Raw genomic sequence first — 19530 nt, 5'->3', positions numbered from 1 at the left:
ACTGGAAAATATACAAGTTTGTAGACAATACTGATAAGTCATCAACCTATCTTGCATCCTATGTACAATATAGCCTACACGCTAAGCACGTTTATCGATATGGTAGAGGAACGGTATGAGGGTGTTTTATACTCGCTCTCTAGTCATTGTTATTTTTGGATAAATGTTGTTGCATTAACATGTTGGTTGTAACTTCAGCAGACATAGGTTTGCCAAACCAATAGCCTTGACCATACTGGCAACCCATAGCCAAGAGTAAATCGCGCTGTTGCTCGTTTTCGATACCTTCTGCGATGACCTGCATATCCAGTGCTTCTGCTAATGCCAAAATAGCGTTAACAATGGCACGTTGAGTTTTGTCTGCGGTAATTTTAGAGATGAAACTTTTATCGATTTTAATGAAGTCAAAGGGATATTCTTGCAGATAACTCAAAGAAGCATAGCCGGTACCAAAGTCATCTAAAGCCAAGCAAACCCCTAGCGCTTTTAACGAATTTAGCTGTTCTTTAACATTAGAGTGGCGCTTCATCAAAGAAGATTCTGTCACCTCAATATGTAATTGGTGCGCGGCAATTTGATGCTGTGCCAGTAAATTACTGACCACATCAAAAAATTCTGGATTGCTGAATTCAGCGGCATCGGCATTGATACAGATATGTTGGTCAAAGCCAAGTTTTTGCCAAATGGTTAATTGTTCAGCGATTTGGGTTGCCACTTGAGAGAACAACTCAAGCGATAATTTGTGAGAGAGAATGGCATCAATAAAATCAATAGGTTGCAGCAATCCGCGAATGGGATGCTGCCAGCGTACCAAAGCTTCAAAGCCTGAAATATCACCTGTATCTAGGGCGAATTTGGGTTGATAATAGGCGACAAACTGACCTTCGTTAGTGGCTCTTTTAAGCTCATATTCTAATTGTAAATGATCAGCATTGAGCTCAAGAAGGGAGTTGTTATACCAAAAGACATCGTCGCCACCTTGCTGCTTGACATAATTTAATGCTCTTTCAGCTTTGGTTAATAAGCCGATAAACTCATTATCATTTTCAGGATAGTAACTGACCCCGACAGAGACATGACAATACACCTCGGTATTTGTGGCTCCATTATCACTAATAAAGAAAGGACGCTCACACATTTGCATTAAAATATCTAGTTGATGGCGCACCATATTGGCATCACTACACTCAAACAGTAAAGCAAAATCATCACCGCCAAAATGAGAGAAACAGCGCAAACAACCGAGTTTTAGGTCTTTGATGCGTGTCACAAATTTTTTTATTAAGCTATTGATACCATCGGGACCCAGTAAGCTTGCAAGGCTGCGATAGCGATCAATATTTAAACGTACAATGATAACTTCTTGATAGCTATCCAGTAACAAGTCGCTAGTTTGGCTCAAAAATACTTTGCGGTTAGGCAGTTCAGTTAATTGGTCGTAGTTTAACAAGTGTGCTACTTGTTTTTTATTTTTTACCACGGCAGACATATCTCTAACCATACCAACGTAATAAATAGTATGACCTATTTTTATTTTTCGATAGGTCATATAACAATCTAGAAGCTCTCCGTAGCGATTTGGCATTGAAAAGTCGCTTTCATAAAAACCTTGACTGTCTAAGTGTTCAGCAATATCTACTAGAATAGATCTTTCTTCTTCTGATAAAAATTCAGCCGCGTATATACCAAGCGGACGCCCAAGTAAAAAATCTTCCGTATAACCGATCATGCGCTCATAAGTCGCATTGACCGATAAATAATACAAATTTGCATCCAATATAAAGATAGCATCTTCATATTGTTCACAAAGTTTGACCAATAGTTGCTGTTTATCCGCCAGTGGCATTGGTGTAAAAGCAGTCATAAATGAACTCATAAAATAGAGGTAAATCAATAAAGAGAGCTTTTCGTATTGGCAATTAGCGCTGTTTTAATGTAATTAGTGCAGTTTAAAAAGATACAGTGCTACTAGGATAAATTTTTGAAGACTGTGGTGCTCATACGCATAGTACACAGCAAGCGAAATTTGTCTCAGTAAAACGCTATTTCATTTGTATTTTTTATTGTGAACTGACTATATGACGCTTTGTACTGCTACTAAGGATTGACACATGGCAACAGTGCCTGCAATGTTGCCAAGGCGACCACTGGGGCAGTTTCTGTTCGTAACACCCTCGCGCCAATTTGCCAAGGCTCAAAACCAACGTCTGCTGCTTGAGCGCATTCGTCAGTACTTAGGCCACCTTCAGGACCAATCAACAATTCAATATAAGGCACTGGTTGCTGTAATACAGTCAGTAGCGAATCAGGCATAGCAGGTTGTCCTGCCGCTGGTACACTAAGCTGTAGACGCAAATCAGCGGGTCGTTGTAATACTTGATAATAAGCATCCTGACTAAGGGTGGTAAACATAGAGCTGATAGTCGCTTCTATCTTCACAGGCGTGGTCGTTGTGATAGGCTTAAGCCAATCGTTAATGGGAATAGGCGCAATAATAAGCGGTGGACGGTTAAGACCGCATTGCTCACACGCGGCAATGGCAACTTGCTGCCAATGTGCCAGTTTTTTTTCAATTTGGGTAGGTTTTAGATTGACTTCACCATGATGACTGCTTAGCAATTGGATGGCAGTGACGCCAAGTTCGGTAGATTTTTGAATGGCATAATCCATCCGTTCGCCACGACTCATTACCAGCCCAATTTTGGTAAATATTGGTGCACTATTATCATTATTTGTGTGAGAAAGCAGGGTCACAGTCGCGTTTTTTTTACTGATGGTCAGTAGCTGTACCTGATATTCACCGCCAAAGCCATCAAACAAAACACCTTGGTCACCAATAGTTGCTCGTAATACACGGCACCAATGATGGACGATACTTTCAGTTAATTCGACGCTGGCACCGATAGGCAAGGTGCTAAGCTGAGGGTAGGTCGCAGCCTTTTCATTGGTAACGTCATTACTAATGTTGCTATTAGTGGCATAAAAGAAACGTCGCAAAATTACTTATTCCTATAATGAGGGTCATGATATTTTTCAATATCTTAGCAGAATATCATTTGAGTGGGTAAAGGGATTGTCAATAATGGAATTCGCATAACTGCAATTCCCATACCAAAAAAGACTGGCGCTCCTAGGAACGCCAGTCATTAAGTAATACATTCGGTAAATATTTAAGCAATCAAACCTAAGGCTTCAATTAAGCGCTTATTTGGCTCAACCTTATTCATGCTATAAAAATGCATGGCAGGTACGCCCTCGCTAATTAAACGCTCGCATAAACGGTAGACCACTTCAAAGCCAAACTCGCGAATCGCCTTACTATCATCACCAAAGTCAGCCAACTGCTTACGCACATAACGTGGGATATCGGCGCCACAGCTGTCAGCAAAACGCATCAGATTGCTAGAGTTGGTGATGGGCATAATGCCAGCAACCAATGGCTGTGCTACAGTATCAATACCGCGTTTTTCTAAGCTCTCGCGCAGATACAAGTAGCTATCAGCGTTGTAGAAAAACTGGGTAATCGAAGCATTGGCGCCAGCTTGATATTTATTGACCAAGTTGTCGACATCAAGCTTAAAGCTACGCGCTTGTGGATGCATTTCAGGATAGGCGGCTACTTCGATATGGAAATGATCGCCCGAATGCTCACGGATGAACTTGACCAAATCTAATGCAAACGGCAGCTCACCCATGCCTACTTGACCTGAAGGCAAATCGCCACGTAATGCGACCAAACGTTTGATGCCCAAGCTTTTGTAATGCTCAAGTAACTCGGCAATTTCACTTTTATCATCGCCAATACAAGACATATGCGGCGCAATATCAGTCTCACCGCGCGCGCATAAGGCTTGGACGATATCTAAAGTGCGGCTACGAGTTGAACCACCAGCACCATAGGTCACCGAAAAGTACGCAGGTGACAGCTTATTCAGCTCATCATAAGTGCTGAGGAGCTTTTCGTGTCCTTGCTCGGTTTTGGCTGGGAAAAACTCAAAGGAGAAAGCAGGCTTAGTCACAGTCTGGCTCCTTTTAGTATTTATAAGCGTCAGGCTTAAATGGACCTTCAACAGGTACGCCTAAATACTTAGCTTGTTTTTCAGTCAGCTTAGTCAACGTACCATTAAAGCCAGCAACCATCGCAGCGGCAACTTCTTCGTCTAGCTTTTTCGGTAAAACTTTGACGTATAAGTTGTCAGTACGTGTATCAGCTGGCAAGTCAGCAAATTTTTCTTCATACAGATACATTTGCGCCAATACTTGGTTAGCAAAAGAGCCGTCCATCACGCGTGATGGATGACCAGTAGCATTACCCAAGTTCACTAAACGACCTTCAGCAAGCAGAATCAAATAATCGTTTTCATCGTCTGAGCGGAAGATTTGATGCACTTGTGGCTTAATCTCAACCCAGCGCCAGTTATCACGCATGAATTGGGTGTCAATTTCGGTGTCAAAATGACCGATGTTACAAACGACTGCACCAGGCTTAAGGGCTGCTAGCATATGTCTGTCACACACATGGTAGTTACCAGTCGTGGTAACAATCATGTCGGTATCTTCTAACAGACGCGTGTTGATGTTTTCTGCGCCGCCGGTGTTATCGCCGTTGATATAAGGTGACAATACTTCAAAGCCATCCATACATGCCTGCATGGCACAGATAGGATCGACTTCTGATACACGTACGATCATGCCTTCTTGACGTAAGCTTTGCGTAGAGCCTTTACCAACATCACCATAACCGATAACTAAGGCGCGGCGACCGGCAAGGAACATATCGGTTGCACGTTTGATAGCGTCATTTAAGCTATGACGGCAGCCGTATTTGTTGTCATTTTTAGACTTAGTAACCGCGTCATTGACGTTGATAGCGGGTACTTTAAGCGTGCCTTTATTTAGCATTTCAATCAAACGATGGACACCAGTAGTCGTCTCTTCTGAAATACCATGAATATTATCCAGCAATTCAGCATAATCATTATGAATCAATGCGGTCAAATCACCGCCATCATCCAAGATTAAGTTAGCATCCCAAAGCTGACCTGATTCTTCACCGCCAACGTGGATTTGTTGACGTAAGCACCACTCGTACTCTTCTTCGGTTTCGCCTTTCCAAGCATAAACAGAAATACCAGCAGCAGCAATCGCCGCGGCAGCATGGTCTTGAGTTGAGAAGATGTTACATGAGGTCCAACGTACTTCAGCACCTAACGCGACTAGTGTCTCGATAAGTACGGCGGTTTGGATGGTCATGTGGATACAGCCAGCGATTTTTGCGCCTTTAAGCGGTTGATCGGCTTCGTAGCGACGACGCAACCCCATAAGGGCAGGCATTTCAGCTTCGGCAAGCGTGATTTCACGGCGGCCGTAATCAGCAAGGCTGATGTCGGCGACTTTATAGTCGGTGAAAGAGGGATCGATCGTATGGGCAGATGGGGTGTTAGACACTGCGTCCATAATATGCTCCTATCAGTGGTTAATGTATGATAAAAAGAATAATAACGCAGGTGCCGTTATTTGCGCTGTCAACAATCATGAGAAAGATTATTCAACAGTTGCCGAGCCTAACATAACCACTGATTAGCATGGCTCTAAAGCCTATTTGCAAGATCAGATATTATGGTGCAACACCTCTCGGAGGGTGATTATTGTAATAGATGATGTGTAATTTGTCACCTATTGACTGATATAAATGGTAAGTAGTGATGACACGCAATATCGTTTTATGTGATTGACATCCATAAAAAAGGCCATCGTTGGATGACCTTTTCTCATTTAAATGAATAATACCAGTTCAGTGTGATTCTAAATCACCCTAGAACCAATTATAGGTTAAAGAGGTGAAGAAGTTAATACCATCAGTATTATAACCCGGTAGAGTAATATATTTTTTATTCGCAATATTATTTAAACGAGCAGTCATAGCTAGATTATCAGTGAGTTTATAGTTACCACTGATATTCAATAAACCGTAAGAGTCGACTAACTGTGAGTCTGTATTAGCGACACCACTATAATAATCACCAACATATTGGTATTCTGCACGAACATCTAAGCTTGGTAAGCGGTAACCTGCATATACCAGACCTTTATGTTCAGGACGAATGGCAAGGAAATTACCATCGCTCGCACCGCCACTGGCATTTTTTGCTTGCTGATAGTCATAGCTACCACCAAATAAATAGCTATCAACAACCCAATCTGAAGTTAAGGTAATACCTTCAATTTTAGCTCTATCAACGTTTTCACTGCTACCGCCCCAAGGATTGCCAGGTGTAGGTTTTGCAACATAGCCAATTAAATCATCAACTTTGTTGTTATAGCCTGTTAGACGTGTCGACTGTAATACAGTATCGTATTCAACAAAAGCTTCATAGTTATCGCTGGTTTCAGGTTTCAAATTAGTATTACCTGAACCCGGATAGTATAAGTCATTAAAAGTAGGCGCACGAAAGCCTTTGGCGTAGTTGGCACCAGCGCGTAGGTTAGGATTAATGTGATAGGCACCACCTAGGTTGTAAGTCGTCTCACCACCATATTGTGAGTTGTCATCAAAGCGCACGTTGGCTTGAGCATCGAATTGATTGTTGGCCAATAGATAGCCTAAGAATGCGCTTTTCACGTCACGGTCATCAACGGTATAGGCAGTACTATCAAGCCCTTGGTTAAGGTATTCAAGGCCATATATGCCTTGACCAACTTGAAACTTGTGCTGACCTACCAGGCTAACTTGATTTTGTTTGGTATCAAAAACACCAGGGAAGCTACCGTAGTTATCACTCTTATCAATAGAATGACCATACTGTAATTTGACAGAAGAACCAGGCATATAACGCCAATCAACAAAAGCTTGCGCAGAACCGTTTTCTTGTTTTGAATAGGCGTTTGCTGCACCATCGTCATAATCTGTGGTCGATTTGCTATATAAGGCGCTTGCACCGGTTAACCATTGCTCATTGATACGCTGAGTTAACGCTAAGCTAACGTTATCGCTTTTAAAGCCGTCATCATCGCTATTATAACCATAGGCATTTGGTAAGGTCGCATTGATGCCATCCGTCTCATTATGGCTGGCTGATAAACTCATTGTCGTGCCATTGCCACTGTTAAGTTGAGCACTAGCGCCATATAGATATTCGTTATGTGAGCCTACACCTGCAGTAATAGAAACCTGACTCTTTTCAATGTTTGAGCCTTTAGTAAACACTTGAATCACGCCGCCGATTGCGTCTGAACCATAAATACTAGAGCCAGAAGCACCATATAATATTTCAATACGATCGATTTGATCAGCAGGCAGTAAGCTTAATGTTGCGCCGCCAGCACTAATTGAGCTATAGCGTACCCCATCAATAAGCACCAATATTTGCTTATTATCATATCCACGCATATAAAAGTTTGAGGTGGTACCAGGCCCGCCATTGGTATAATGACTGATACCTGGCTGACGTTTGATGATATCAAGGGCATTTTGACCTTGGAAGCGTTTCAAGTCTTCTTGAGCAATGACGCGAGTTTGAGCAATGACATTGCTGGTTTTAGTCGGTGTACGAGTGGCGGTGACTACAATTTTATCAAGCTCAACTTGTGGTAGCTCGCTATCACTGATGACATTGACGTCAGTAGCGGCGTTAGCGCTCATAGCAAATGCGCCAAATGCGCTTAAAATACACAACCGAAGATAAGTGGTTGAAGATGAACGTGATAAAACCATGTTGAATTCCAAATTAATCAAATAAAGAAGTTACAGAAGTGAAATCTGAGCAGCTAAAAATTACAAAAAGTAATAAATAAAATACATGGCGTTATTATCTATAAAAGCACCTCATTTATAAACCACTTTCACCTAATGTTTATTCATCATAGGGTGAATATTATTCACTATTAGCTATCTTTGAGTGTTTTAAGCAAGGGACAAGCTATTTATCATTTTTTTGTTCACTAGTGATATTTTTGACCATCATAATTGTTATTATAGGGCAGATTTTTCCCGTTTTTCGTTATGCCATTCATAAAGCCATGAGGTTTGTTTTGTTTATTAAACATCGTCTGAATACCACTGCCGTGCCATCTTTATCGATGTCATTGATGAAGTTACCATTAATCGTGATAACACTACTCGTTGCTATGGCACTTAGTATCCTCTCGCAGCCTAGTGCGTTGGCAGCTGAGACGAGCATACTGGGTGTGGGTGGGACTAAGACTGAGGAAGGGGATGGCACATCGATACCTGATTCATTCGGACGCGATACGCCTCGGCATACGGTGCAAGGATTTATTGCAGCATTGGGGGAAAATGATTATTTGCTGGCGAGTAATTACTTAAATCTATCTAAATCTGATAATCCCACAACCATTGTACGACAGTTCAAGCAAGCCCTCGATGCAGGTGGTCGTTTTCAGGCTGATCTACAGATTAATAATACGCCTGAAGGCAATTTGACCGATCAGCTACCGCCAAGCCAAGAAAATGTAGGTGTCATCAAAGTCAGTGATGCCAGCATTCCTCTATTACTTGAAAGAGTGGTGTCAAAAGAAGGTGAGCAATATTGGCAGTTTTCTACCGATACACTCAGCTCAATACCAGAGGCGATAGAGAACTATGAGCCGACTTTGGTTTCTCGTTATACCATTGATTCTTTAGAAGGAAAAAAGCTTTTTGGTTATCAGTTGGCTGATTTGGTAGCCGCTTTAATGATGACTATTAGTAGTTTTTTGTTCACCTACATCGCAGTATGGCTACTGTATCATTTATTAGAAATCACTTACCCTCGTGTCCGTGATGTGCCGCTACCATTGCCAGACAAAGTAATATTGCCGCTAGCGGTGGTGATTATGGCGCTGATTTTATCTGAGGTGATGGTTTATGCGGGCGTGTCAGTGACCTTACGCGAGCCTGTCAACCGTTTCGCTGAGATTGCTTCGTGGGTGGCGATAACGTGGTTGTTATTACGCATTATCGATGCATTATTTACCCGTGCAGTGAACTTAAGCTATAAGAAAAACTATACTGAACGGGTCTCAATTTTGGGGCTACTACGCAAAGTCGTCAAAGCACTGTTATTGATATTTGCAGTCATCGTCACTTTTGGTAACTTGGGCTTTGACTTAACGACGGGTATTGCGGCATTAGGTGTCGGTGGTTTAGCGTTAGCATTAGGTGCGCAAAAGACCATCGAAAACTTAGTCGGTAGTGTGGTAGTAGTGGCAGATTCGCCCGTACGTATCGGTGATTATTGCAAGTTTGGTACCTATGAAGGTACTGTTATTGACATTGGTATTCGCTCATCGCGCGTGCGTACTTTGACTCGCACTATCGTCACAGTACCTAATGGCGATTTTTCATCGATGCAAATTGAAAACTTTACCTCGCGTGATATGTTCCGCTTTTTGCATCAGCTATATATCAAGCGTACCGCTGATATTGATGTTGTGTTCAAGATGGTCAAGCACTTGGATACGTTTTTGGATGAGCATGAATTAACCAATCAAGAATGGAACCAAGTCAATATCTTAGAGCTGCGTCAAGATTGTTATATTATTCAATTGCAAGCCTATATCAATGCCACTGGTATCATCGAATTTTATGAAAAACAAGACGTGTTATTTGTTGATCTATTAATGCAAGTTAGAAAGTATGATGTAGAGCATGCCCTGCCAACACAGCAGCTGATTGTTAAGCAACCAGAGCTTCAGGCTGAATTAGATCATGAAAGTAAAGAAGGCGAGACGGTTGACAAGAAAGCTGATAAAAAAAATGCTGCTGATGATAAGCCTGAAGCCGTTAATTTAAGCAAAGATGTGAATGCTGTTGATGATGAGCAGACTGCAGATAAACCCAAAGATGGCTTAAAAAAGGATATGATCGGCAATAGATACAAACGCATTCATAAAAATCGTGGTTATAATTTAGCAAAACTAAAGTTCAAGCAGGTTAAAAAGAGCTTTAGATTCCCTAAGGTATGAAGCATTTAATAAGATAGCCTATTATAAAGGCACTGTTTTTCTATTATTTAGCCAGCCGTAATGTGACCATAGTAGTAAGCTAGCAGCACTCCGATGTGGCGACCAATCTTTGGTCGCCATCTTTAATTGTTTTGGTGTTGGACGTTCTGCTAGACCTAGCAAATCCATCGCTGCGACTTTAATCGCCAAGTCATCGACCGCCAGTACATCAGCTCGTCCTAAAGAGAATAATAAGTACATTTCAGCCGTCCAACAGCCAATACCAACGACGGCAGTGAGTATCTCAAGTACTTCTTTATCACTTATGGTGGTTAATGCTTCAAAGTCGATATCATGCTTAACCAATGAGCGCGTATAACGAATTTTTTGCTTAGATAACCCTTGTGTTCGCAATATATCGTCTTCTACCTGAATAATCGTTTGCGGTGAGGTGAGGTTAGCATCAAGCAGTTTTTTCCAAATGCTGGAAGCCGCCGCTACAGATAGCTGTTGACCAACTATCGCTCTCATTAGCTGCTCAAAGCCGCCAGTATTACGTCTTAAGTCTGGAGCACCTACTTGCTCATAGATAGGAGCAAATTTTGGTTCAATAGCAATAAGTGCATCGATGTGAAGTTTTAGCTGTTCATTATTTTCAATTGTTTTAACGGTTTTTATTGTTTCAGTATTTTGTACGTCCATGAGAGACTTACCCTAAATAATTAAATTTACCTACTGAATATAGGTTAAATACAGCTATAAAAAAAGACTGCTTATTTGCAGTCCTTTTTTGTTCCTAAACCAAAGAGCTTATTCGCTATCAGGTTTATTCTTTTTTAATAATACCAATACAGCGCCATTGCCACCATCTTTTGGCGGGGCTGAGCAAAATGCCAACACTTCTGGTAATTGACGTAACCAACCGTTGACGCAAGTTTTTAGAATCGCTTCACTACCTTTACCATGGACGATTTTTACCGATGTTTCATTGTTTTGCTTTGCTTGGCTGAGTAATTGAGTCATCGCTACACGTGCTTCTTCAATAGTGCAGCCATGAATATCTACAGCATCATACCAACGTAATTTACCTTGTTTTAGCTGGGTAAAAATTTTGTTTTGTAAGGTAGGGTTTTTATAAGATAAATAGGCTTCACCAGCAACAGGGTTCAATAAAGCCTGCATATCTGATAAACCAGCGCCCAAGTCGCTTGCTTCGCCACCTTGAGCGGCTGCACGTTTAGACAGTGTCGCTGCATCAGGCTTTTTGGCTTTTGCTGCATTGGCAGGTGAACGTACGTTTTTATCGTCGAGTTGATTGACACCATTCATTGCTTGCATGAACAAGACTTTATCATCATCAATATGTTCGCTATCCATCTGTTTGACGGTTTTTTTAACTTGCTTTTGAGTCAATAGCGAGACAGGCTCAGTGGGCTTACCGTCGTCGCCATCAGGTGACACGGTATCATGACCTTTACTCAATTGACCTTTAAGCTCTTTAAGTTGGTCTTGCATTTCTTTTGAAAATAGAGAGTTTGACATAATAATTAATGTATCGTTGGTTAGTGAATAAATGATTAATTGAGTAAGTAATAAAGATAATGACTATTTTCATATTGGCTTTATCTAAACTATCTCACTTACTTTACGCCTGTGCTGCGACGCTCGCAAGTAAGGATTGTAATGCTTGTCCAGGATGATCGGTTTTCATAAATTGTTCCCCGATTAAAAAGTGCTGAATATTATGGCTTAGCATCATGCGGATATCGTTACTGCTGTGAATGCCACTTTCGGTTACGATGAGCGGTCGTAGCAAGCTATCATTGGGATTAGCAGAAAATGCATCATCAATAGCAAGCTCGCGTAATAGGGCGTTCTTTAAATCAAGTGTCGTCTGCAAATCCACATCAAAGGTGTTTAAGTCACGGTTATTGATACCGTAGATATTGTGCTCTGAATGTGGCAGTTGTAGCGCACGTTCAAGCTCTTCTGCCGTATGCACTTCTATCAACACATCCATACCAAGATCGATGCTTAGCGCATGTAGCTCTTTCGCCTGTGCGTCATCAAGGCATGCCATAATCAGTAATATACAATCTGCACCAAGTAAATATGATTGATAAATCTGATAGAGATCAATCATAAAATCTTTACGTAATATCGGCAGATCACAAGCTTCACGTGCTTGGACCAAGTAGCTATCATCACCTTGGAAGTAATCGCGATCTGTCAATACAGACAGACAGCTTGCGCCTGATTGCTCATACTGCTTAGCAAATAAAGCTGGCGCAAAGTTGTGATTGATAATACCTTTAGAAGGCGAGGCTTTTTTTATCTCAGCAATAATACCGATATCAGCGGCGCGCAAGGCACTGGCAAAACCGCGACGAGGTTGTTTATCTGCCGCGACTTTCGCTTGTAAGTCTTCAAGTGATAACAGATTACGAGCAGCAGCAACTTCATCGTGTTTGGTAGCAACGATACGTTGTAATACTGAAGGAATATGTGAGCCAACTGTTTTGTTAGTAGTCATGGCGGTATCCAAATATGGTTAAAGATAAATAGTCTATGATGGCTAGGTTTATGTACTTATAAGTTAAGCATTGGCTGCCAATTGCTGCGTATATTGCGCCAAAGACTCAAGCTTCACTAAAGCCTCGCCATTTTGGATAATTTTTTGTGCTCGGCTCACACCGTTTGGATAGTTGCTTGCAAGTCCTGCAGTATATATCGCTGCGCCTGCATTTAACGCAATCATATCGCGCGCTTTAAGCACTGATCGTTCATGTGTCTCTGTGCCTGACAAAGCGGCACGTATTAGCTCAAGGCTTTGCGCTGGTGAGTCAACATCAAGCCCAATCAAGGTTTGTGAATCAATACCTGCATCCTCTGGCATCATATCATAGACAGAAATTTCACCATCTTTTAATTCAGCCACCGTAGTCGAGGTTGCGAGACTTATTTCATCCAAACCATCTTTTGCACCGACGACCATCACATGGCGCGCGCCTAGATTTTTCATGACCTTTGCTAAAGGTTCACATAATTGCGCGGTAAAAACGCCAATCACCAGATTGGGCGTACCAGCAGGGTTGGTGAGTGGACCTAAAATATTAAAAATCGTTCTAGATTTTAGCTCACGGCGTACTGGATTGGCATAACGCATGGCGCTATGGTGGTTTGGCGCAAATAAAAAGCCAATACCTTGGTCTTCGATACAGGATTGAGCTTGCTCAGGCGTCAGCGATAGACTGATACCAGCTTGCTCAAGCAAGTCCGAGCTACCAGATTTGCTTGAAACACCGCGGTTACCATGTTTGGCAACTTGTGCACCTGCTGCTGCTGCTACCAACGCTGCCGCTGTAGAGACATTAAATAAGTTGGCACCATCACCACCTGTACCAACGATATCGACCATATAGTCACAGTCTTTTGGGGCGATATTTGACGCTAATGCACGCATAGCACTTGCTGAGGCAGTAATCTCATCGATTGATTCGCCTTTCATACGCAGACCGGTCAAAATAGCACCCATCATGGCATCACTACATCTGCCTTGCATGATGATTAGCATCACTTGATACATCTCATCAAAGGTCAGATCAATGTGTTGAAAAATCCTACCTAATGCGGTGGTTAGTAGCTCATGGATACTGTCATCTGACAGCTGATGGATATCTTCTGGCGTACGGGTTACGTTTGAAAGCACATTCTGCAAAGGAGCAGTGGTCATTATATTCTCACTTATTATTATTTTAAATTTTTAGATAATTTCTAGCGGCTAGCCCACCTGTGGCAAGTTATCGGTGTCTATAACAGCCAAATGATGCGCTCGTAGAAAGTTATTAAGCAACTGATAGCCGGCCTCGCTTAAAATAGATTCAGGATGAAACTGTACTCCTTCAATGGCAAAGTCACGGTGACGAATACCCATGATTTCTTCTATACTGCCATCGATATGTTGTGTCCAAGCAGTGACCTCAAAGCCATCAGGTAAGCTTGATTTATCAATAACCAGTGAATGATAGCGGGTAAACTGTGCAGGATTGGGTAAATCCATAAACACACCCTGTCCATTATGGTAAATAGCGGATAAGCGTCCGTGCATCACTTCGCTTGCTTTGATTATGTTACCGCCAAACGCCTGTCCAATAGCTTGGTGACCCAAGCAGATACCCAGTATTGGTATCATGCCTTTGAAAGTATCAATCAATTCAAGTGAGATACCAGCACTATTAGGGGTACAAGGTCCAGGACCGATAACGATGGCGTCAGGCGCAAGCGCTTTTATTTGCTCAATGCTAATCTCATCATTACGACAAACGGTGATGTCCTGCTGCAATTCACCGAAGTACTGTACAATATTATATGTAAAGCTGTCGTAGTTATCGATCATTAGAATCATGAGGGCTTCAACTTATGGAGATGTTTACTGTTGGTGTTAATTAATAAATTTGTATGGCAGTTTGCTATGTCACTTAATGTTAAAGATTTTATGGCATCATTATATTAACATTATTTTGTCGTCTATCAAATGTGATGATTCTATAGATTGAATGTCGATAGATAAAAGGATGTTTAATCGTTAATGGAACGGCAACTTGGCACCATTACCGCTGTTAAAAAAGTATATTTTCAAAAAATATTTGTAAATGTTCTACTATGGTGCAAATGCACTAAATATATTCTTATCTATGCACTATTATGATGCTAATATTATGATATTGAATCACCAATATTCATTGTTAGAAGCAAATGTGAGACAATATTTTTTCTGAAAGATTAGACTGTATTTTATTTAACTAACTGTATTTGTTAGTAATAAATTAAAAATCTGATGATATAGAGTGCTGAAACTAGCTAGGTTGGCATGGCTGTTGCATCTTCCTAGCATACAAGTATCTTGTATTGCCTTGCAGCACAAACTATTTATCAATCGGCGTCTTAAGAGTGCAACATTATTAGCGAGATATTGCTAATATAGCAATTGCATTTGTCTGATTGATAAAAATGTGTCATTAATAATAAAGACAGATACTGGCTATTAGTATGAATAACGAGTAAAAACCGTTATCTTCAACCTCAGCACTGTTTAGTAATACAAAGCCATTACCATAATTTCAGTACCATGATAATCACTAGGGAAACTATCTATGTCAAATAAACTACTTGATCTGATCAAATCATCCAACGCTAAATGGGTTGATTTCCGCTTCACTGATACCCGCGGTAAAGAGCATCATATGAGCTTTCCAGCTCATAGCGTTGATGAAGAATCGATGGAAGATGGCAAAATGTTTGATGGCTCATCGATTGCTGGTTGGAAAGGGATTGAAGCATCAGACATGATATTGCGTCCTGATCCTGATACGGCGTTTATTGACCCATTCTTTGATGCGGTTACGGTTGTTGTGACTTGTGACATCATTGAGCCATCAACCCTACAAGGTTATGACCGTGATCCACGTTCTATTGCACGCCGTGCTGAAGAGTATTTAAAATCTACCGGTATTGGTGACACTGCCTATTTTGGTCCTGAGCCTGAATTCTTTGTGTTTGATGAAGTAAAATGGTCTGTGGGCATGTCTGGTGTCAGTCATGAAATCGTCGCTGAAGAAGCCGCTTGGTCAACTAACAAAGACTACGAGTGGGGCAACATGGGTCATCGCCCACGTGTCAAAGGCGGTTATGTACCAGTGCCACCGGTTGATAGCGCACAAGATATGCGTACCGTCATGTGCGATCGTATTGAAGATATGATTGGTGAAGGTTGTATCGAAGTCCATCACCATGAAGTTGCGCCTTGTCAGTTAGAGATTGGCGTTGCTTTTAACACCCTAGTACGCAAAGCAGATGAAGTGCAAAAACTCAAATATGCCGTACATAATGTTGCTCATCAGTTTGGAAAAACCGCAACCTTTATGCCAAAGCCTATCGTTGGTGACAATGGCTCTGGTATGCACGTCCATATCTCAATCTCAAAAGATGGTGTCAATACTTTCTCTGGTGATGAATATGCGGGCTTGTCTGAAACGGCATTGTATTTTGTCGGTGGTATCATTAAACATGCTCGTGCACTTAATGCGATTACCAATCCATCGACCAACAGCTATAAGCGCCTTGTGCCACATTATGAAGCGCCTATCAAGCTTGCGTACTCAGCATCTAATCGTTCAGCGTCTATCCGTATTCCGCACGTTAGTAGCCCAAAAGCAGTGCGTGTTGAAGCACGTTTCCCTGATCCAGCAGCCAACCCATACCTAGCGTTTGCGGCGTTGTTGATGGCTGGTATTGACGGTATTCAAAACAAAATGCATCCAGGTGAAGCGGCTGATAAAAATTTATATGATTTGCCACCAGAAGAAGAAGCATTGATTCCAACAGTCGCTGAAAACTTAGAAGTGGCGCTACAAGCACTAAAAGATGATCATGAGTTCTTATTAAAAGGCGATGTATTCACTAAAGAGATGTTAGAGGCTTATATTGCTCTAAAGCAAGAAGAAGCACAGCGCGTCAACATTACTGTTCATCCAGTTGAGTTTGACTTGTATTACAGCTGCTAATTTATAGCTGATACGCTCAATGATTTTAATAAAAAACCAGTTAAGTAGATCTTAGCTGGTTTTTTTTGCTCTTGAATATGTGTGTTGACTGAGCTGACAAAATTTCTGTGCAGACGATACTGCTTTAATATGAAAAGTAACGCATAATAGTTTCATCTGTATATTAATAATAAGTATCAATTAGGCTGACTGACTATGACTCTATTATCAAAAAGTAATCTTTTGAATAAAAGTGTGACTTTAAGCCTGCTGACGGGTTTTATGGTTAGCACGGCTAGTCTTTGGATGCCTGTTGCAAATGCCGCTGCTATTTATAAAATCATTGATGAAAAAACGGGTCAAGTCACCTTTACCGATCGCCCGCAGAACTACGAAAATAAACCGGGCAAGAAAATTAGTGAAACTTCTGTGATAACGGACACTCACTCTACGTCTAATAATGCTACTAATAACAGCACCGCAGTAGATAGTAATCCTATTGCACCTGCTAAGCCAATGGTCACTAGCAATGCAACACCGCCAGCGATGGCAAGTGCTTCAAGCGCAATTCAAGCACCACGCGTCAGTTATCAATTAACGATGATTGAGCCTAGCGAAGAGCGCGCCTATCGTCGTCCGGCGCAAAGTATCGTGGTCACTCTACAAATTAAACCTGCACTACAAGTAGGAGATAGTGTGAGTATTACGCTTGATGGTAATGAGGTGGCCCAAGGTTTAAGTGCTTCAATTTCTACGGTTGATATCCTACCGGGCTCTCATGTTATTCATGCTGTGATTAAAAACGCGAAAGGGCAGACGTTAAAGCAAGTCTCAAGAACTGTATATGTGATTCAAAATACGCAGACATTGCAAAATAATAAAAAAATTGCTGAGCAGCTTTTGGCTTATCAGCGCTTGCCTTGGCATCAAAAGGTACTGTTAAAACTGCGCCAAGATGGCAAACAGCCTAATATGCAAACCTTTAATAAACCACAAGTAGACACACCTATGACTCTTGAGCAACCAGCTATAAAGTAGCCTATGATGAATAATGTTATCTAAAAAATAAAGGCAATCACTGATATCAGCGATTGCCTTTATTCATACTCATCTTTTCATATAACTTTGACGGTATTTTATTTAGTCAACTCAATCGTACCATTGGCAGTGACTGAGATGGTGCTGTTACCAGATTCAAAGTTTTGGCTTGGTACCGACGCATCAGCACTCTCAGCTTTCATACTCATTGCATTATACATCGGGCGCGGATAATTGCTACCAGTGTTTAGATTGACATTGACGACACGATAGCCACGTGCATCCCAAACACGGGTCATATTTTTAGCTTGCTGCTGAAAGGCGCGTGAAGCCTCAGTCATTAGCTTTTGCTCTAATGCATTCTTTTTGATATCTGAAACACCAAAGCTAAGATTTTCCATCACTAAGGTTTCTTGTAAATCAGCAATCAGCTGGCTAGTTGCGGTAAAATCCGTACTTTTTAGATCAATATTTGCCTGTCCTGTCCAGCCAATGATTTTATTGCTTTTATCGTAGCGTGGGTAGGTACGCTGTTGCCCTGTACTGACGGTGACAGTCGGGTAGCGTTTAGCGATTTTCAAAGCATTATTAATCGAAGTGTTTAATGTGGTTGCTAATGCTTTTGCATCGGTTGCCTGTGCTTTTTTATATAAGCTGGCAGTGACCTCATCGTTTTGAATCTCTTCTTTTACTTCTGCCTGAAAAGTAAGTTGGTCGTAGCCAGTTGGTGCTGCATGAGCGCTTCCCATCATCGCTGTTAATAAAAGTGCTGTACCAGTGCTGAGAGCAGCTTTACTAGTTAATATGTTTTTCATCATAATCTCCTGAATGACGTAATTGTGTTTGAAGAAGTTAATTTGAAGGCCATAAAAATGCATTTTATTTATTTGGCATTTTTTATAGCATTTAAGCTTCTTAGCTAAAATAGCAAAATTTAAAAGTATCGCTGTGAGAATTTTGTCACTTAAGTTACAGGCGCATGTAGTATAAAAAGCGAACAGTTTTACGATTGGGGTTGTAATAATAAAAAATTCTTGTATAATCTGCAGCTGGTGGCCCCATTGGTAGCCTCGCAACATTGTTCTATGAATCCCGCCAGGACCGGAAGGTAGCAACGGTAATAGTTATAATGTGTGCCGAGGATGTGCTTTTGGGGTCGCTTTTTTTTGCCCAAAATTTGATAATAAAATATATAAATAAGCCCAAATATTGAATCATGATAATAAGCCCTTCATTATAAAGGGCTTTTTTTTCGCCTGTCTTTTATCTTATTTTGAACTTTTAGTAAACTATATAAGTTAAAATACAATACAGTAACTTTTATTAACAATAAGATTAATACAAAGCGTATTGGAGTCTGACGATGAAAGTGTTTGTTTGGTCATTCATTGTAGTGGTTGTATTAGTAATGATTTTTGGTACATCAATATTCAATAAGTTGGTACGCTCCCGTAATCAAGCAAAAAATGGTTTCGCGCAGATAGATGTACAGCTAAAACGTCGTCATGATTTGATTCCAAACCTAGTTGAAACTACAAGACGTTACTTGTCTCACGAGGAAGAGACGCTGATACGCGTTATTAGTGCGCGCAACCATGCTCAGAGTCTGCAGGATTCTAGCAAGCATCAGCCAGACTCGCTTGAACACATGGCGCTATTTGCCAAGGCTGAGAGTATGTTGTCCAAAGCATTAGGACAGTTCTCAGCGGTTGTGGAAGCGTACCCTGAGCTAAAAGCAGACAGCATGATTAAAGAGTTAATGGATGAGCTGACCAATACTGAGAACCGCATTGGCTTTGCCCGTCAGCACTATAATGACAGCGTAATGTTCTACAACAATGACCGCGAGGTATTTCCCAATAATCTGATTAGCACGACTTTTGGTTTTCGTCCTCTCAGTCCATTGGTCTTTGAAGATAGAAAAGCGATTGCACAAGCACCTGTCGTCAATATAGGCTGATGTTTCATTACGTTCGTATGCTTAAATGCGTTTAGCTATTTTTAA

At 41.2% G+C, this 19530-nt stretch carries 15 protein-coding genes and 1 other RNA gene; 5 read left to right on the top strand and 11 right to left on the bottom strand.

The annotated features are described in order from the left end of the window. Positions 1–139: 139 nt before the first annotated feature. The 5 genes from PSYCG_RS07285 to PSYCG_RS07265 form a co-directional block, all read right to left on the bottom strand. Positions 140–1864 carry a putative bifunctional diguanylate cyclase/phosphodiesterase gene (locus tag PSYCG_RS07285; RefSeq protein WP_020443610.1) on the bottom strand — a complete coding sequence of 575 codons (1725 nt, stop codon included), beginning with the start codon at positions 1862–1864 and terminating at the stop codon, positions 140–142. A gap of 233 nt (positions 1865–2097) precedes the next feature. Next, the gene (locus tag PSYCG_RS07280) at positions 2098–2997 is read right to left on the bottom strand and encodes a 16S rRNA (uracil(1498)-N(3))-methyltransferase (protein WP_020443609.1); all 900 of its coding nucleotides are present in this window, start codon (positions 2995–2997) and stop codon (positions 2098–2100) included. Positions 2998–3170: 173 nt separating this feature from the next. Further along, positions 3171–4019: a methylenetetrahydrofolate reductase gene (locus PSYCG_RS07275; protein ID WP_011513780.1), complete on the bottom strand. Its 849-nt coding sequence runs from the start codon at positions 4017–4019 to the stop codon at positions 3171–3173. Between the two features lie 13 nt (positions 4020–4032). After that, a complete protein-coding gene (ahcY, locus tag PSYCG_RS07270) occupies positions 4033–5457 on the bottom strand; it encodes an adenosylhomocysteinase (RefSeq protein ID WP_020443608.1) in 1425 nt (474 codons plus the stop codon). A 358-nt stretch (positions 5458–5815) separates the two neighbouring features. Then, positions 5816–7642, bottom strand: coding sequence for a TonB-dependent receptor plug domain-containing protein (locus PSYCG_RS07265; RefSeq protein ID WP_227500732.1), 1827 nt, complete (start codon positions 7640–7642; stop codon positions 5816–5818). A 377-nt stretch (positions 7643–8019) separates the two neighbouring features. Here PSYCG_RS07265 and PSYCG_RS07260 point away from each other — a divergent pair, with 377 nt between their 5' ends. Next, positions 8020–9966, top strand: coding sequence for a mechanosensitive ion channel family protein (locus PSYCG_RS07260; RefSeq protein ID WP_051130965.1), 1947 nt, complete (start codon positions 8020–8022; stop codon positions 9964–9966). 21 nt (positions 9967–9987) lie between these two features. Here the strand turns inward: PSYCG_RS07260 and PSYCG_RS07255 are convergent, their stop codons facing one another. From PSYCG_RS07255 to PSYCG_RS07235, 5 genes are all read right to left on the bottom strand, one after another. Next, positions 9988–10647: a DNA-3-methyladenine glycosylase family protein gene (locus tag PSYCG_RS07255; protein ID WP_020443605.1), complete on the bottom strand. Its 660-nt coding sequence runs from the start codon at positions 10645–10647 to the stop codon at positions 9988–9990. 108 nt (positions 10648–10755) lie between these two features. Next, complete coding sequence (locus PSYCG_RS07250) at positions 10756–11487, bottom strand: Smr/MutS family protein (protein ID WP_020443604.1); 732 nt, start codon at positions 11485–11487, stop codon at positions 10756–10758. A gap of 103 nt (positions 11488–11590) precedes the next feature. Further along, a complete protein-coding gene (trpC, locus tag PSYCG_RS07245; RefSeq protein WP_020443603.1) occupies positions 11591–12478 on the bottom strand; it encodes an indole-3-glycerol phosphate synthase TrpC in 888 nt (295 codons plus the stop codon). A 63-nt stretch (positions 12479–12541) separates the two neighbouring features. Then, positions 12542–13678 carry an anthranilate phosphoribosyltransferase gene (gene trpD, locus PSYCG_RS07240; protein WP_020443602.1) on the bottom strand — a complete coding sequence of 379 codons (1137 nt, stop codon included), beginning with the start codon at positions 13676–13678 and terminating at the stop codon, positions 12542–12544. Positions 13679–13726: 48 nt separating this feature from the next. Then, positions 13727–14350 carry an anthranilate synthase component II gene (locus PSYCG_RS07235; protein WP_041772261.1) on the bottom strand — a complete coding sequence of 208 codons (624 nt, stop codon included), beginning with the start codon at positions 14348–14350 and terminating at the stop codon, positions 13727–13729. A gap of 748 nt (positions 14351–15098) precedes the next feature. Between PSYCG_RS07235 and glnA the strand changes: the two genes are divergently transcribed. Both glnA and PSYCG_RS07225 read left to right on the top strand, forming a co-directional pair. Next, positions 15099–16508: a type I glutamate--ammonia ligase gene (glnA, locus tag PSYCG_RS07230; RefSeq protein WP_011513771.1), complete on the top strand. Its 1410-nt coding sequence runs from the start codon at positions 15099–15101 to the stop codon at positions 16506–16508. Between the two features lie 195 nt (positions 16509–16703). Continuing rightward, positions 16704–17525 carry a DUF4124 domain-containing protein gene (locus tag PSYCG_RS07225; protein ID WP_020443600.1) on the top strand — a complete coding sequence of 274 codons (822 nt, stop codon included), beginning with the start codon at positions 16704–16706 and terminating at the stop codon, positions 17523–17525. A gap of 98 nt (positions 17526–17623) precedes the next feature. Here PSYCG_RS07225 and PSYCG_RS07220 read toward each other — a convergent pair whose 3' ends face one another. Then, complete coding sequence (locus PSYCG_RS07220) at positions 17624–18340, bottom strand: SIMPL domain-containing protein (protein WP_020443599.1); 717 nt, start codon at positions 18338–18340, stop codon at positions 17624–17626. 244 nt (positions 18341–18584) lie between these two features. On the opposite strand from PSYCG_RS07220, the gene ffs reads away from it, so the two are divergent. Together ffs and PSYCG_RS07215 are read left to right on the top strand one after the other, a co-directional pair. Continuing rightward, positions 18585–18681, top strand: an RNA gene (ffs, locus tag PSYCG_RS13230) — signal recognition particle sRNA small type. A gap of 207 nt (positions 18682–18888) precedes the next feature. Next, positions 18889–19485 carry a LemA family protein gene (locus PSYCG_RS07215; RefSeq protein WP_020443598.1) on the top strand — a complete coding sequence of 199 codons (597 nt, stop codon included), beginning with the start codon at positions 18889–18891 and terminating at the stop codon, positions 19483–19485. The last annotated feature ends 45 nt before the right edge of the window (positions 19486–19530 follow it).

Source organism: Psychrobacter sp. G, from assembly GCF_000418305.1.
Lineage (GTDB): Bacteria > Pseudomonadota > Gammaproteobacteria > Pseudomonadales > Moraxellaceae > Psychrobacter > Psychrobacter cryohalolentis.
The sequence above is the reverse complement of the archived record's forward strand: the minus strand, read 5'-3'. Positions and strand labels throughout refer to the sequence as shown.

Excerpts from the sequence above, each read along its gene's own strand:
- PSYCG_RS07285 (WP_020443610.1), bottom strand. The coding sequence starts at position 1,864 with ATGACTGCTTTTACACCAATGCCACTGGCGGATAAACAGCAACTATTG.
- PSYCG_RS07260 (WP_051130965.1), top strand. The coding sequence starts at position 8,020 with ATGAGGTTTGTTTTGTTTATTAAACATCGTCTGAATACCACTGCCGTG.
- PSYCG_RS07215 (WP_020443598.1), top strand. The coding sequence starts at position 18,889 with ATGAAAGTGTTTGTTTGGTCATTCATTGTAGTGGTTGTATTAGTAATG.
- PSYCG_RS07255 (WP_020443605.1), bottom strand. The coding sequence starts at position 10,647 with ATGGACGTACAAAATACTGAAACAATAAAAACCGTTAAAACAATTGAA.
- PSYCG_RS07265 (WP_227500732.1), bottom strand. The coding sequence starts at position 7,642 with ATGAGCGCTAACGCCGCTACTGACGTCAATGTCATCAGTGATAGCGAG.
- glnA (WP_011513771.1), top strand. The coding sequence starts at position 15,099 with ATGTCAAATAAACTACTTGATCTGATCAAATCATCCAACGCTAAATGG.
- PSYCG_RS07235 (WP_041772261.1), bottom strand. The coding sequence starts at position 14,350 with ATGATTCTAATGATCGATAACTACGACAGCTTTACATATAATATTGTA.
- PSYCG_RS07220 (WP_020443599.1), bottom strand. The coding sequence starts at position 18,340 with ATGAAAAACATATTAACTAGTAAAGCTGCTCTCAGCACTGGTACAGCA.
- PSYCG_RS07250 (WP_020443604.1), bottom strand. The coding sequence starts at position 11,487 with ATGTCAAACTCTCTATTTTCAAAAGAAATGCAAGACCAACTTAAAGAG.
- PSYCG_RS07225 (WP_020443600.1), top strand. The coding sequence starts at position 16,704 with ATGACTCTATTATCAAAAAGTAATCTTTTGAATAAAAGTGTGACTTTA.
- trpC (WP_020443603.1), bottom strand. The coding sequence starts at position 12,478 with ATGACTACTAACAAAACAGTTGGCTCACATATTCCTTCAGTATTACAA.
- ahcY (WP_020443608.1), bottom strand. The coding sequence starts at position 5,457 with ATGGACGCAGTGTCTAACACCCCATCTGCCCATACGATCGATCCCTCT.
- trpD (WP_020443602.1), bottom strand. The coding sequence starts at position 13,678 with ATGACCACTGCTCCTTTGCAGAATGTGCTTTCAAACGTAACCCGTACG.